General features: G+C 59.7%; 13 protein-coding genes. 7 read left to right on the forward strand and 6 right to left on the reverse strand.

What is annotated here, in order from left to right; genetic code table 11:
* Window positions 1–42 precede the first annotated feature (42 nt).
* The 5 genes from AC2I9W_RS05195 to AC2I9W_RS05215 all read right to left on the reverse strand — a co-directional run bounded on the left by AC2I9W_RS05195 (window position 43) and on the right by AC2I9W_RS05215 (window position 2,958).
* Entirely contained in the window at window positions 43–393 is a 351-nt protein-coding gene (locus AC2I9W_RS05195) for a hypothetical protein (protein WP_486408960.1), read from the reverse strand.
* A gap of 135 nt (window positions 394–528) precedes the next feature.
* Complete coding sequence (locus AC2I9W_RS05200; protein WP_486408961.1) at window positions 529–1,149, reverse strand: hypothetical protein; 621 nt, start codon at window positions 1,147–1,149, stop codon at window positions 529–531.
* Window positions 1,150–1,243: 94 nt separating this feature from the next.
* Window positions 1,244–1,423: a hypothetical protein gene (locus tag AC2I9W_RS05205; RefSeq protein ID WP_486408962.1), complete on the reverse strand. Its 180-nt coding sequence runs from the start codon at window positions 1,421–1,423 to the stop codon at window positions 1,244–1,246.
* A gap of 18 nt (window positions 1,424–1,441) precedes the next feature.
* Entirely contained in the window at window positions 1,442–2,338 is an 897-nt protein-coding gene (gene pdxY / locus AC2I9W_RS05210) for a pyridoxal kinase PdxY (protein ID WP_486408963.1), read from the reverse strand.
* A gap of 161 nt (window positions 2,339–2,499) precedes the next feature.
* Window positions 2,500–2,958: a RidA family protein gene (locus AC2I9W_RS05215; protein ID WP_486408964.1), complete on the reverse strand. Its 459-nt coding sequence runs from the start codon at window positions 2,956–2,958 to the stop codon at window positions 2,500–2,502.
* A gap of 206 nt (window positions 2,959–3,164) precedes the next feature.
* Here AC2I9W_RS05215 and AC2I9W_RS05220 point away from each other — a divergent pair, with 206 nt between their 5' ends.
* The 4 genes from AC2I9W_RS05220 (at window position 3,165) to AC2I9W_RS05235 (ending at window position 8,466) form a co-directional block, all read left to right on the forward strand.
* A complete protein-coding gene (locus AC2I9W_RS05220; RefSeq protein WP_486408965.1) occupies window positions 3,165–5,753 on the forward strand; it encodes a DNA internalization-related competence protein ComEC/Rec2 in 2,589 nt (862 codons plus the stop codon).
* 156 nt (window positions 5,754–5,909) lie between these two features.
* The gene (locus AC2I9W_RS05225) at window positions 5,910–7,370 is read left to right on the forward strand and encodes a circularly permuted type 2 ATP-grasp protein (protein ID WP_486408966.1); all 1,461 of its coding nucleotides are present in this window, start codon (window positions 5,910–5,912) and stop codon (window positions 7,368–7,370) included.
* The gene (locus AC2I9W_RS05230) at window positions 7,370–7,516 is read left to right on the forward strand and encodes an alpha-E domain-containing protein (protein ID WP_486408967.1); all 147 of its coding nucleotides are present in this window, start codon (window positions 7,370–7,372) and stop codon (window positions 7,514–7,516) included. Before AC2I9W_RS05225 ends, AC2I9W_RS05230 begins: the two co-directional genes overlap by 1 nt.
* Window positions 7,510–8,466: an alpha-E domain-containing protein gene (locus AC2I9W_RS05235; RefSeq protein ID WP_486408968.1), complete on the forward strand. Its 957-nt coding sequence runs from the start codon at window positions 7,510–7,512 to the stop codon at window positions 8,464–8,466. Before AC2I9W_RS05230 ends, AC2I9W_RS05235 begins: the two co-directional genes overlap by 7 nt.
* 66 nt (window positions 8,467–8,532) lie before the next feature.
* On the opposite strand, the gene bfr is transcribed toward AC2I9W_RS05235, so the two are convergent.
* Complete coding sequence (gene bfr, locus AC2I9W_RS05240; RefSeq protein ID WP_158390412.1) at window positions 8,533–9,009, reverse strand: bacterioferritin; 477 nt, start codon at window positions 9,007–9,009, stop codon at window positions 8,533–8,535.
* A gap of 390 nt (window positions 9,010–9,399) precedes the next feature.
* Here bfr and ahpC point away from each other — a divergent pair, with 390 nt between their 5' ends.
* The 3 genes from ahpC to AC2I9W_RS05255 all read left to right on the forward strand — a co-directional run bounded on the left by ahpC (window position 9,400) and on the right by AC2I9W_RS05255 (window position 14,266).
* A complete protein-coding gene (ahpC, locus tag AC2I9W_RS05245; RefSeq protein WP_486408969.1) occupies window positions 9,400–9,978 on the forward strand; it encodes an alkyl hydroperoxide reductase subunit C in 579 nt (192 codons plus the stop codon).
* 174 nt (window positions 9,979–10,152) lie between these two features.
* Window positions 10,153–11,709: an alkyl hydroperoxide reductase subunit F gene (gene ahpF, locus AC2I9W_RS05250; protein ID WP_486408970.1), complete on the forward strand. Its 1,557-nt coding sequence runs from the start codon at window positions 10,153–10,155 to the stop codon at window positions 11,707–11,709.
* Between the two features lie 307 nt (window positions 11,710–12,016).
* Complete coding sequence (locus AC2I9W_RS05255) at window positions 12,017–14,266, forward strand: TonB-dependent hemoglobin/transferrin/lactoferrin family receptor (protein WP_486408971.1); 2,250 nt, start codon at window positions 12,017–12,019, stop codon at window positions 14,264–14,266.

The raw sequence follows: 14,266 nt of genomic DNA on the forward strand, positions 1-14,266 counted from the left end.
GCTCCAGATTTCTGGGGCGGCTTTTTTGTGCAGTGACTCGAGTTACTGCTTGGCAATGGCGAGCACTATCTGGCTGAGGAACAGCAGTGCAAGCAGCCCAAAGGCATTGAGGGCTTGCAGCCAATGCAGCCACTTCGGACCTGCATATTTCCAGAAGGCATAGAGCATCAGCGCCAGCGGAATTGCGCACAGCGGCCCAATGAATTTCCAGTTCGAGGCTTCACCAGAGAAACTGGCGAGCACGGCCAGGAACCAGAGCGCAGAGACAGCAGCTCCATGCGCGGATGTCGCCAGCCGCTGGCCAAGCAGTTGTTCGCGTGGCGCGAAGCAGAAATAGGCAATGCTGACCCCAAGGGGCAGGGACGAAATCAGTAGCCAGAAGTACATGGGCATGGGGCAGTGAGGTGTAGAGACAAGGCAGCACGATTGCTGCACTTGGCAAGTGTCTTCACATCCCCTGACTCTGGCTTCAATGAGGGTGCTGAGTGGCGCTCTGCGATACCTGAGGACGCGCTGCAGGCGCTCCTCTTATGGCTTGACGGGCTTGTTGGCTGCGAGGCCGAGGGTTCCTGCAGGAAACGGGACTTCAGCAAGGTCCGGGTACAGCGCAATCAACTCGGGCAGCAGCAAGTCATCGCTGATGGGGGTGATGAAGATCTGTCCCTGGTCGGTGCTGGCGAGGGTGAGATCGGTGCGCTCGAAAGTGCTGCCGTTTTTCTCAAAAGTGCGGTGGTATGGAAACAGCGCGTATTCGCGTCCTGCAGAGGTTTTGCCATATTGCCCGGCATCGAGGTCGTAGGAGCCAGTCCGAACCTTGATGCCGTCGCGCTGATCGATGGCCTGGCCGATGCGCACCAATTCAGCGCGTGTTTCCTGCTGCGTCTTTCCCATGGTCGCCGCAATGCTCTGAATTTTGCGCGGCGCAACGTATTTCAGCGTGGCTTGCAGGTCGCGTGTGATGGTGGCGGTCAGCAGGTCGCGCATGGCGCTGCTCAGCGTGTCAGAGGTGAGGGCTGGTTGAGCCGTTGCGCTAGTTACTCTTGCCGGATCACGGGCTTGCACTGGGGCAGAAGCCAGCAGCAGCGCGGCGCATAGGGCAGAGGTGAAGGCAGAGGTGAAGGCAGGGTGATGACTGGTAGAGTGTTTCATGGCAGAACCTTGGGCTGTGAGTTGCTGTCGGTAATGCCTCGGCATCCAGTCGACAGCACCATTTGACGGGGGCCATGCGCCTGTGCGCTTGGCTTTAATCACACCGCTCGCGTGCAGCGTCGGCATAGTGGCTTTCTTGCTGCACTTCCGCGGCTAGACCCTCGTGCAGCACCACGGGCTGGCCGTGGATGTTCTGACGAAGATCGGTCTGGGACAGTATGAGCAGATCGCTCTGCAGCATTTCATTGAAATCGACGCAGAAGCGCGCTGTCATGGGACTCACTCAGTGGGTTTACAGCGCTGCCAAAGGCATGGCAGCAAATGTCTGCGCGGGCGTATTGATCTGCTCACGGCAGGCGACCAGGGGCAGGTCGCGCTGGCCGGGCCGGGTGCGGGAGACCAGGGCATACAAGCTGCTGACGGAGCGCGAGACGGCATCAGGGATGGCGCGCTTTTGAATCAGATGGCCCAGCAGCACGGCGGCAAACACATCGCCCATGCCATTGGGCAGCGGGTGCAGGTCGATGTAGGGCGTTTGTACCAGCCAGGCGTTATCGGCCGTTACGGCCAACGTGGCCAGCTGGTCGTCAGGCAGGTCGCTGGTGCGCAGGCTGGTGATGACGATGAGGGCGGTGCGGCGGTCATGCATCTGCTCGAGCATGGTGCGTGCGGCGGATACGGCGGCCTGCACGGACTCCAGTGGCTGCCCGCCGCACAGCAGCTCGAACTCGTAATGGTTGGGCGTGATGATGCTGGCCAGCGACAGCGCCCGCTTGCGCAGAAAGTCCGGGATGCCGGGACGCACGAAGACGCCGCGCCCTACGTCGCCCATGACGGGATCGCACAGGTAATGTGCCTGAGGGTAAGAGGCGCGAACTTCCTGCACGGCCGACAAAATGGCTTCGCCCACACCGGCGTCGCCCAGGTAGCCCGAGAGCACGGCGGTGCAATGCTCAAGCACGCTGCGTGCGCGCAGGCCGTCGAGCACATCTTGCACATGGGCAGGTGTGAAGACCTGGCCCTTGAATTCGCCATAACCCGTGTGGTTGGAGAACTGAACGGTGTGCACTGCCACTGGCTCCAGGCCCAGCAGTTGCAGTGGCAGCATGGCGGCATCGTTGCCTACATGGCCGTAGGCAACGTGTGACTGAATGCTGAGAACCCGAGGGGGCTCCTGAATGTGGGGCATGGCAATTCCTCGTTCAAGGCGCTGCAGTTGAAGCGTAGGTCAATTAAAAAGTGAGCATATAGCGCTTGCTCAATCATGGATTCAAGGAGCTTTTACTCTGAATTCTATGAATAGCAAGCGCAGCATGCTCACTTTTTATACATGATGAGCGGAGCTGACTCTCAGGCCAGCTCGGCCATCAGCTCGATTTCCACGCAGCAGCCCATGGGGATTTGCGCCACGCCAAAGGCGCTGCGGGCGTGCTTGCCCGCTTCGCCAAAGACTTCGCCCAGCAGCTCGCTGCAGCCGTTGGTGACCAGGTGCTGCTCGGTATAGCTGGGGCTGGAGTTGACCAGGCTCATCACCTTGACGATGCGCTTGACGCGGCTGAGATCACCGCCGCAGGCATGCTGCAGCGTACCCATCAGGTCAATGGCGATGGCGCGTGCGGCCAGCTTGCCTTCTTCGGTCGTCATGTTCTCGCCCAGTTTGCCCACCCAGGGCTTGCCGTCCTGCTTGGCCACATGGCCGCTGAGGAACACCAGGTTGCCGGTCTGCACGTAGGGCAGATAAGCGGCTGCAGGCAGGGCCACTTCGGGCAGGGTGATGTTCAGGGCTTTGAGTTTTTCGTAAACGCTCATGACGGACTCCAAAAGTGAAGGGCTAAAGAGACGAGTGTGACACAGCCCAAAGCGGTGATAGTCATGCCCGGATTGCGCCGGGCATCGCTTTTGAATTGATAGCTGCTCGCGCAACAAGAATCTGCGCTTGTGGCAGCTCATAGGCTTGGGGATGGGCAGGGATAGCCTTAGTGCAGTCAGCAGGTGCTCGCTTCTAGCATGGTGCAATGTTATCTCGCCATGCCCGTCATACCCGCACCATGCAGCCGCAGCGCCTCTCATGGCTGGCGCCGCTGTGGGGCTGTGTTCTGGGTGCGGCATGGCAAGTCACACAGGCGCAGCTTTTGCATCTGGCGCTGTATCAGCTGCTACTGGGGGCGGGAGTCTTGGCCTTGCTGTATGCATCGCGCTGGCAAGGCTGGTCTTGGCAGTGGGGTTTGCAAAGCAGCGCGCTATTGCTGTTGGGCGCTGCGTGCTGTGTCGCCGGTCTGACGGGCTGGCGAGCCCATGCCTATCTGGCGCAGACCCTGCCCAAGGCGCTGGAGGCCGTGGATATACCGGTGGAGGGATATATCGCCTCCATGCTGCAAAACCAGAGCAATGGGCAGCGCTGGCGCTTTGTGGTGGAAAGCGCTGCAGAAGGCGTGCCCAAGGTGCTGGAGCTGGCCTGGTACGGGCCCTTCGGCCAGGAGTTGCAGGCGAATGAGCCAGTGATTCCTGTGTGGGCACAGGGAGTGGCTTTGAGCCCCGGTCAGCGCTGGCGCTTTACGGTGCGTATCAAGCGCCCTCATGGCGCGCGAAACCCGCATGGCTTTGATTATGAGTTGCATGCCTGGACGCAAGGTGTGCAGGCCACGGGGTATGTGCGCGACCAGCCGTCACCAGAGTTGCTGGCGGTGACAGCGCAATACCGCATTCAGCGTGCCCGCCAGTGGCTGCGTGATCGAATTCTGGCCCAGGCATTGCCGCTGCAGCACTGGTGGCCGGCAGACACGGCGCGGCGTGGGCCTGCGGCCTTGGGTGTGGTGGCGGCGCTGGCAGTGGGGGATCAGCAAGCCATAGAGCGCGATGACTGGACGCTGTTTCGCCAGACGGGGGTGGCGCATCTGATGAGTATTTCAGGCTTGCACATCACCATGTTTGCCTGGCTGGCTGCGCTAGTGGTCGGGCGGCTGTGGCGGCTCAGTGCTCGGGCTTGCCGTTGGCTGCCTGCGCCGCGTGCGGCTTTGTTCATCGGCGTGCTGCTGGCTGGAGGCTATGCCTTGTTCAGTGGCTGGGGGCTGCCCGCCCAGCGCACGGTGTGCATGCTGGCGGCGGTGGCCTTGCTGCAATGGCAGGGCGTGCGCTGGCCATGGCCCTGTGTGTGGTTGCTGGCGCTGGCAGTCGTGGTGGTCGCTGACCCCTGGGCTTTGCTGCAGGCGGGGTTCTGGCTCAGCTTTGTGGCTGTGGGCGTGCTGCTTGCTTCTGATTCAGGAGCTTCAGCCGCAGGTGCGCCAAGCGCTATGGGTCGATTTTTATCAAAGATGCATGGCCTGTGGCGCGAGCAGTGGCGAATCTCTCTGGCGCTGGCGCCGCTGAGCCTGCTGCTGTTCGGGCAGGTGTCCATCGTGGGGCTGCTGGCCAACCTGGTGGCCATTCCGTGGGTGACCCTGGTGGTCACGCCGCTGGCTCTGCTGGCGGTTGCTGTTCCGGTGGCGGCAGGGGCTGCGGCGCTGGCTTTGCTGCCCATGATGCAGCTGCTGCAATGGCTGGCGACATGGCCGGGGGCTGTCTGGGCTTTGCCGCAGCCTGCATGGTGGGCAAGCGGGCTGGCCATCATGGCCGGGCTGTTGATGGTGGCTCCGCTGCCTGCGCGGCTGCGAATGGTGGCGGCCATGTTGGCGTTGCCGGCGCTGTTCTGGCCGCAGGCATGGCCGCGTGCGGGAGAGTTCGAATTGCTGGCTGCAGATGTGGGCCAGGGCAATGCGGTCCTCATCAGCACGGCCGGGCATCGCATGCTGTATGACACAGGGCCGCGCTACAGCCGCCACAGCAATGCCGGAGAGCGTGTGCTGCTGCCACTGCTGGCGGCCAAGGGTATGAAGCTCCATGCCCTGATGCTGAGCCACGGCGACAGTGATCACACGGGAGGCGCCATGGCAGTGTTGGCGGCCAGGAGTGCTCATGCCCATGCAGGCGGCCTGCAGGTCTGGGGCTCGGATTCTGTGCTGGAGAGTGCGCAGTGGGTTGCGCAAGCCAATACATTGCCAGGTGTGCAGTCAGGCGCACTGCTTGAGGGGCCACCAGATGCACTGCCTGTCATGCAGCGCTGCACGCAGGGCCAGCACTGGCAATGGGATGGAGTCACATTCGAGGTGCTGCATCCTCCGGCGGGAGATGACTGGCTGCAAGGACGCAAGCCACGGCCCAATTTCGGCAGCTGTGTGCTGCGCATTCGCTCTGCCAGTGGGCGCGTGGCCTTGCTGGCCGGCGATATTGAAGCCGCACAGGAGCAGCTGCTGCTTCAAACCAGGTTGAGTACGCCTGTGGACTGGCTCCTGGTACCTCATCACGGCAGCAAGACCTCTTCGACCCCGGCCTGGGTGGACATACTCAGGCCAGGCTGGGCGGTGGTACAGGCGGGTTATCTGAACCGTTTCGGCCATCCTGTGGCTGCCGTGGTGCAGCGCTATGAAGCAGCAGGTAGCAAGCTGGTGTTGCAGGACCGCTGCGGGGCCGCAGTGTGGCACTCGGCAGAGCCTGAAAAGCTGGTGTGCGAGCGACAAAAACGGGCGCATTATTGGGACGTTCATGCCGGCTCTATGGCATGGCCTTGAAAACTGGCATAAGGTTTGCATTGACGCTTGTGCGCTGTGTGCGTGCGGCGCACAAGCAAGGTGATATTGGGTTGGGACAACAGCTCGAAGCTACGGTACACGCTGGATAGCAGCGATCTGCGGGGGGGCTGCCCTTCGAAGAACAGAGAGTACAGGATGCACACATTCGATGAGATGTATCTGAACTCGCCCGCCTCCGAGGGCGAGGTGCGAGACCACTACCGGGACTATGCGCAGTGGCTGGCCATACAGCCCCAAGAGTATCTGCGAGCCCGCAGTGCCGAGGCAGAAATCGTCTTTCGCCGCGTGGGCATTACCTTTGCTGTTTATGGCGACAAGGACGAGAGCGGCGCCGGTACCGAGCGCCTGATCCCCTTTGATCTGATCCCGCGCATCATTCCCGCGCATGAGTGGTCCAGCATGCAGGCCGGGCTGCTGCAGCGCGTCACGGCGCTCAACCGCTTTATCCGCGACTGCTATCACGGCCAGGACATGGTGCGCGCAGGCCTGATCCCAAGCGAGCTGGTGCGCGGCAACAGCCAGTACCGCCCGGAGATGGAAGGCATCAAGGTGCCCAATGATGTCTATGCCAATATTGCCGGTATAGATATCGTGCGTGCGCCGGATGCACAGGGCAATGGCGTGTACTACGTGCTGGAAGACAATCTGCGCGTGCCCTCTGGCGTGTCTTACATGCTGGAAAACCGTCGCATGACCATGCGTCTGTTTCCCGAGCTGTTTGGCAAACATGCGGTGGCTCCCGTGGCGCATTACCCCGACATGCTGCTCGATACGCTGCGTGCCAGTGCTCCTGCGGGTGTGCTGGAGCCCACGGTCGTGGTGCTGACGCCGGGCATGTACAACAGCGCTTATTTCGAGCATGCTTTTTTGGCCCAGCAAATGGGGGTGGAGTTGGTCGAAGGGCAGGATCTGCTGGTCGATAAAGACGTGGTCTATATGCGCACCACCCAGGGGCTGCAGCGCGTGGATGTGATCTATCGCCGCGTCGATGACGACTTTCTCGATCCCGAGGTTTTTCGCTCCACATCGACGCTGGGTTGCAAGGGGCTGATGCGTGCCTATCGCGCTGGCAACGTCAACATCTGCAATGCGGTCGGCACGGGCCTCGCTGACGACAAATCGGTGTACCCCTATGTGCCAGAGATGATCCGCTTCTATCTGGGGGAGGAACCCATCTTGCAGAACGTGCCGACCTGGCTGTGCCGCAAGGAAGATGATCTGAAATACGTGCTTGATCATCTGCACGAGTTGGTCGTTAAGGAGGTACATGGCGCAGGGGGCTACGGCATGTTGATCGGTCCGGCTGCCACCAAGGCCGAGGTCGAGGCTTTTCGGCGTGTGCTGGTGGGCAATCCCAGCAACTACATCGCTCAACCCACGCTCTCCTTGTCTACCTGTCCGACCATGGTGGAAGCAGGCATTGCTTCGCGGCATATCGACTTGCGGCCTTTTGTGTTGACGGGGACTGAAGTCAACATGGTTGCAGGTGGGTTGACGCGTGTGGCGCTCCAACAGGACTCGCTAGTGGTGAACTCATCGCAGGGCGGTGGCACCAAAGACACCTGGGTGCTGGAAGAGCAAGAGGGAGGCCGCTGATGCTGTCACGTACCTCTGATCATCTCTACGGGATGTCTCGCTATACCGAGCGGGTAGAAAAAAATGCCGTAGGTGTTTTTTCACCAGAATACGGCGCGCGCGTTGAGCGCGTGCGGGGGGCTCTGCCCAAGGAGGCCCTATGCTGAGTCGTACCGCCGATCATCTGTACTGGATGTCTCGTTATACCGAGAGGGCAGAGAACACCGCACGCATGCTGAGTGTGGCCTATGAAACTGCCATGCTGCCGCAGGCCATGCATGATGCTCACAAGGACTGGCAAAGCGTGCTGTCCATCAGTGAATTGATACCAGCTTTCAAGGCGCAGTTTCCTGTGGTGGATCGAGAGTCTGTGCTGCAGTTCATGGTCTCGGATGAGGCCAATTCCTCTTCTATCTTTGCCTGCCTGAAAGCAGCGCGAGAGAACGCACGGGCCGTGCGCGGCGCTTTGACTACAGAGTCCTGGGAAACGCAGAACCAGACCTGGCTGGCGTTACAGCGAAACTATGACAAACAGGCTTGGAAGCAGGATCCCGCGCAGTTCTTTGAATGGGTCAAATACCGCTCCCATTTGTGGCGCGGCGTGTCGCTGGGCACCATGCTCAAAGATGAGGCCTTGCATTTTGTGCGCTTGGGTACCTTTATAGAGCGCGCTGACAACACGGCACGTCTGCTGGATGTGAAGTTCCACGCCATAGAGCGCGACTACCACGGGATGTCGCGTGGCCGAGGCATGGCCAGCTTCGACTTCTATCACTGGAGTGCTTTGCTGCGCAGCGTCTCGGCCTTCGAGGTTTATCGCAAGGTCTACCGTGATGTGATTACGCCAGAGCGTGTGGCGGAGTTGCTGATGCTGCGCGCCGATATGCCGCGCTCGCTGCTGGCCAGCATGCATGAGGTAGTCAAGAATCTGGACAGGGTGAGAAACGACCACTCCCGGGAAACGCAGCGCAAGGCTGGCCTCCTGCTGGCAGATCTGCAATATGGCCGTATCGACGAGATATTGACCACAGGCTTGCATGCTTATCTGACGCAGTTTCTTGACCGGATCAATGACTTGGGCTCAGGCATCAGCCGCGACTTTTTGATGCCGTCTTGAGTTTTCTGTGAGCATAAAAAAGCGGCCCATGAAGGGCCGCTTTGCATTGGAGTCTTAAAGATCCAATTATTCGATCTCGCCCATCAGCGATTGCAGATAGTTCTGCTCGCCGACCTTGGCAATCAGCTCGATCTGGGTTTCGAGGAAGTCGATGTGCTCTTCGGTATCGTCCAGAATCTTTTGCAGCAGATCGCGCGAGACATAGTCACGCACGGATTCGCAGTGAGCGATGCCGTCCTTGATGGTTTGCTGGGCAGCCTGCTCCAGGCGCAGGTCGCAGGCCAGAGCTTCCGGCACGTCTTCACCGATTTGCAGCTTGCCTAGGTCCTGCAGATTGGGCAGGCCATCGAGCATGAAGATGCGATCCATCAGCCAGTCGGCGTGCTTCATCTCGCCGATGGACTCTTCATATTCTTTCTTGGCCAGCTTGTCGAAGCCCCAGTGCTTGTACATGCGATAGTGCAGAAAGTACTGGTTGATGGCGGTCAGCTCGTTCTTGAGCTGGGCTTGCAGCCATGAAATGACTTGTGCATCACCTTTCATCGGGGACTCCTTCTCGGGCAGTTGTTATTCGCCTCGATTGTCCATGCTTTATGAGGCAAATCAAACAAAGTCCATGCCCGGCCGAATTGGCTGCATCTGATGCGCGTTCTCGTTTAGCTTACGTTCTGAGAAACCTCTTTCGCGAGGAGTTGACGCGGTGATGACAACAAAAGCTATGAGCGTGATTGAAGGACTATTGGCTTGAAACACCTGTTTTAGGCCCAAAATAGAAAGCTGAGCCGCACAGCAGTGCGGCTTGACCTCAGATTGCCAGAATGAAGTTTGATAGTAATTTCAAATCAATGCAATGAAGTCAATCGATTGGCTTTATTTTTTGGGTCGCTCTAAACTTCATCCTGTCTTTAATCATTCATCACAAGGAAACAGCAAATGTCTTCTCTGATCAACACTCAAGTTCTCCCCTTCAAGACCGAAGCCTATGTGAACCGCAACGGCAAGGGTGAATTCATCACCGTGACTGAAGAGAGCCTGAAGGGTAAGTGGTCCGTCGTGATCTTCATGCCTGCTGCTTTCACTTTCAACTGCCCCACCGAAATCGAAGACGCAGCGAACAACTACGCTGAGTTCCAGAAGGCTGGTGCCGAGGTCTACATCGTGACCACCGACACTCACTTCTCGCACAAGGTGTGGCACGAGACTTCCGACGCTGTGGGCAAGGCTCAGTTCCCCCTGGTTGGCGACCCCACACACCAGCTGACCAACAATTTCGGCGTGCACATTGCTGAAGAAGGTCTGGCTCTGCGCGGTACCTTCGTGATCAACCCCGAAGGCGTGATCAAGACCATGGAAGTGCACTCCAACGAAATCGCTCGTGACGTGTCGGAAACTCTGCGCAAGCTCAAGGCTGCCCAGTTCACCGCCGCTAACCCTGGCCAAGTGTGCCCCGCCAAGTGGAAGGAAGGCGCTAGCACCATCACTCCTTCGCTGGACCTGGTTGGCAAGATCTAAGCCTGATTGCTATCGGCTGAGCGCGTAAGCGCTCTCTAAGCCGGACGACGCTCAGGCACTGGCTGCCTGTCCGTCCGGCTTTTTTACGCCCAGTTTTTGCTTTCATGGGCGGGCAAGTGATTCAAAACACTGTGCTGCATTGCATCAACAACTCTAAATTCAAAGGAATCCACCATGCTTGACGATCAACTCAAAGCCCAACTCGCCGCTTACCTGGAACGTGTGCAGCAGCCGTTTGAGCTGGTGGCTTCTCTGGATGACAGCGAGACCAGCGCCCAGATGCGCGATCTGCTGCAAACCATCCAGTCGCTGCGCAGCGACAAGATCACGCTGCGCACCGATGGCAACGACGCACGCAAGCCATCGTTCCTGCTGCAGCGCAAGGGCACTGACACTCAGCTGCGCTTTGCCGGGCTGCCTCTGGGTCATGAATTCACCTCGCTGGTGCTGGCCCTGCTGTGGACGGGTGGCCATCCCCCCAAGGTGGAGCAGGATGTGATCGATCAGATCAAGGCGCTCGACGGTGACTTCAGCTTCGAGGTCTACATGAGCTTGACCTGCCACAACTGCCCCGACGTGGTGCAGGCCCTGTCGCTGATGGCCATCTTGAACCCCAAGATCAAGACCACGGTCATCGAAGGCGGAGCTTTCCAGAAGGAAGTGACCGAGCGCGAAATCATGGCTGTGCCCATGGTGTTCATGAACGGCTCCGTGTTCGGCTCCGGCCGCATGGCCATCGAAGAAATCGTGGCCAAGCTCGACACCGGCGCAGCAGCGCGTGAAGCCGAGAAGATTTCGGCCAAGGAAGCTTTTGACGTGCTGGTCATCGGCGGTGGCCCCGCTGGCGCGGCAGCCGCTGTGTATGCCGCTCGCAAGGGCATTCGTACCGGTGTGGCTGCCGAGCGCTTTGGCGGTCAGGTCAACGACACGCTGGCTATCGAGAACTACATTTCCGTGCTGGAAACCGACGGCCCCAAGTTCGCTGCCGCTTTGGAAGCCCACACCCGAGCCTACGATGTGGACATCATGAATCTGCAGCGCGCCGAGAAGCTGATTCCCGCAGCGCAGCCCGGCGGTCTGGTGGAGGTGAGGCTGGAAAACGGCGGCTCGCTCAAGGCCAAGACCGTGATCCTGTCCACTGGCGCACGCTGGCGCAATGTGAACGTGCCCGGCGAAGCCGAGTACAAGAACAAGGGCGTGGCTTACTGCCCGCACTGCGACGGCCCGCTGTTCAAGGGCAAGCGCGTTTCGGTCATCGGAGGCGGTAACTCCGGTGTCGAGGCTGCGATTGACCTGGCTGGCCTGGTAGCCCATGTCACGGTGGTGGAATTTGCCGACCAGCTCAAGGCCGATGCCGTGCTGGTTAAGAAGCTGCAGAGCCTGCCCAATGTGACGGTGCTGACCAATGCCCAGACCACCGAAATCACCGGTGCCAACGGCAAGGTCAATGGCCTGAGCTACAAGGATCGCGGCACAGGTGTTGAGCACCACGTGGAGCTGGAGGGCGTGTTTGTCCAGATCGGTCTGGTGCCTAATACCGAATGGCTCAAGGGCACGGTCGAGCTGAGCAAGTTCGGTGAAATCGTGATCGATGCCAAGGGCCAGACCAATGTTCCTGGCGTGTTCGCCGCTGGCGACTGTACCACCGTGCCTTACAAGCAGATCGTGATTGCTGCTGGCGCAGGTGCTACGGCAGCCCTGTCGGCTTTCGATCATATGATTCGCAACTAAATCAAGCTCTATCGCTTACTGGATAAGCGCTGAAAGCTATCAAAAAGGACTGCCTTGGCAGTCCTTTTTTTGTGGCTGGTGATTTTTCAATCAATCGTTTTGAAGCAGGCCTTTCATCCTTGAGAGCAGAGAATTTGTAAGATCAATCTTGCAACTGAGAATTATTCGCATATACTCAAGCCATTCAGCCAGCCAATGCCGTGCCAGCGACAGGCCGCAAAGCCTCTGAGGTTTTGCCCCTGTGGATTCTGATGCATCGATAGAAGCCAGCTCTTTTCCATTTCTATGAATAAAGAGGGTTTCTGGTATGGCATCCGCCACCGCTTTGCACGCCCGCGCCATGCTGGCGCCTCGCTCCGATCTTCGTCCTCTGGTTGTGGCCTGCGCACTGGCTTGCGCTGCCGTCTCGGCCCAGGCACAGCAAACCTCCCCTGAAAGTATTCAAGTCGCTGCCGCCCATGCCGATCGCAATGCGCCCGTGATGCGCGACGTGGTGGTCAGCGCATCGCGTGATGAGCAAGATGCCGACAGCCTGCCCATGAGTGTCGACGTCATCGACGCCAAGCAGATGGAGGAGGAGCAGATCACCGACATCCGCGAACTGGCTGCCAAGCTGCCCAATGTGGACGTGCCCCGCAGTCCTGCCCGCTTTTCTTTGGCAGGCTCTTCCACCGGGCGCGATCAGAACAGCGGCTTCAATATTCGTGGACTGGACGGCAACCGTGTGCTGATGCTGGTCGATGGTGTGCGTCTACCGCGCAGCTACACCTTCAGCGCCAATGCCTTTGGCCGCGACTATCTGGATCTGGGCCTGATTCAGCGCGTGGAGATTCTGCGCGGCTCCGTGCCTGCACTGTATGGCTCCGACGGCATGGGCGGTCTGGTCAACTTCATCACCGTGGAGCCGGGCGACTTGCTCAAGGACGGTAAAACCCTGGGAGGGCGTGTTTCGGCAGGATATGACGGCTCGGACAACGGCAAGCGTCTGGGCGCGACTGTGGCTGGCAAGGCCAGCGATGAATGGAGCTGGCTGATCTCGGCTGGCGTCGGACGCTCCGGCGCGCTGGAGAACATGGGCAGCAGCAACGTGGCTGGTGCCTTGCGTACCACGCCCAACCCGGAAAAGGGCAAGAGCCACTCTTTGCTGGGGCGTTTGGTTTACACACCATCGGCCGTGCAAAAGCATGTCTTCACGCTGGAGAATGTGGACAAGCGTGCAGACTATGACTTGCTCAGCGCCCACTCGGCGACGGTCAGTGATTCGCAGGCCGAAACCACCATGAAGCGCTGGCGCGCCACCTGGCAGGGGCAGTGGCAGCAGTTGGACAGCGCCATGGCCGATGAGCTCAAGCTGATGGCCAGCTATCAAAGTTCGGACTCGCGCGAATTCGTGACCGAAACCCGCATCGGCCTGCCTTATCGCGAGCGTGATGTGACCTATGACGAGGACGCGCTGCAGCTGCATGCCCAGGCCGACAAGATGCTGCGCTTTGGCAATGGCGTCAGTGGCAAGCTCAGCTACGGCGTGGACTATCTGCGCGGCAAGGTGCAGAACACGCAGGATGGCGTGACGCCCCCCGCGGGCGAGACCTTCCCGCTCAAGCGCTTTCCCGATACGACCGAAACCTCGACAGCGCTGTTTGCCCAGGCCGAGATGCATTACGGCGCCTTCAGCCTGACGCCCGGCGTGCGTGCCGAGCACTACAGCATCAAGCCCAAGCAGGCAGGTTTTGGCCCTGCGGTCGTCAGCAACTCGGACTCGGCCGTCTCGCCCAAGCTGGGTGCCATGTTCCAGATGAACGATGCCTGGTCGGTATACGGCAATTACGCCGCCGGCTTCAGGGCGCCGAATGCAGGGCAGATCAATGCCTTCTTCGAGAACCCGTTTGCCTTCTACAAAAGCATTCCCAACCCGAACCTGAAGGCGGAGAAAAGCAATACCTTCGAGCTGGGTCTGCGTGGCCGCATGAGTGCGTTGCGCCTGGATGCAGCGGTCTTCAGCGGTCGCTACAAAGACTTCATCCAGGACCAGGTGCTGGTCTCGGGCCAGTACGGCAACCGCAACGATCCTGCGACCTTCCAGTCCGTCAATCTGGGGCGCGTTCATATCAGCGGCTTCGAGCTCAAGGCCGATTACGACTGGGGGCAATTTGCCGGTGGCAACTGGCGCACCAATGTGGCCTATGGCTACACCAAGGGCAAGGACAAGAACACCGACCTGGCGGTGGACACCATTGCGCCTCAGCAACTGGTGCTGGGCGTGCGTTACGACACGTCGAACGTGGGCGTGCAGTTCAGCGCCTCGCACTGGGCCGGTAAAAAAGCCAAGGACGCCGCTGCTGCGGCATGGCTCAGCCCCAGCGCCACGGTGTTGGATCTGAGTGCGCAGTGGCGCATTCGCCCCGGCACGCGTCTGAATGTCGGCATCTACAACCTGACCGACAAAAAGCACTGGCGCTGGGCCGATGTGCGCAATCTTGCCGGTAGCACCCAGATTGCCGACGCCTACAGCCAGCCAGGCCGCAATGTGCGTGTCTCTCTGGTTCAGGACTTCTGA

The sequence above is a fragment of the Comamonas sp. FUJ_7 genome (genome assembly GCF_057369555.1).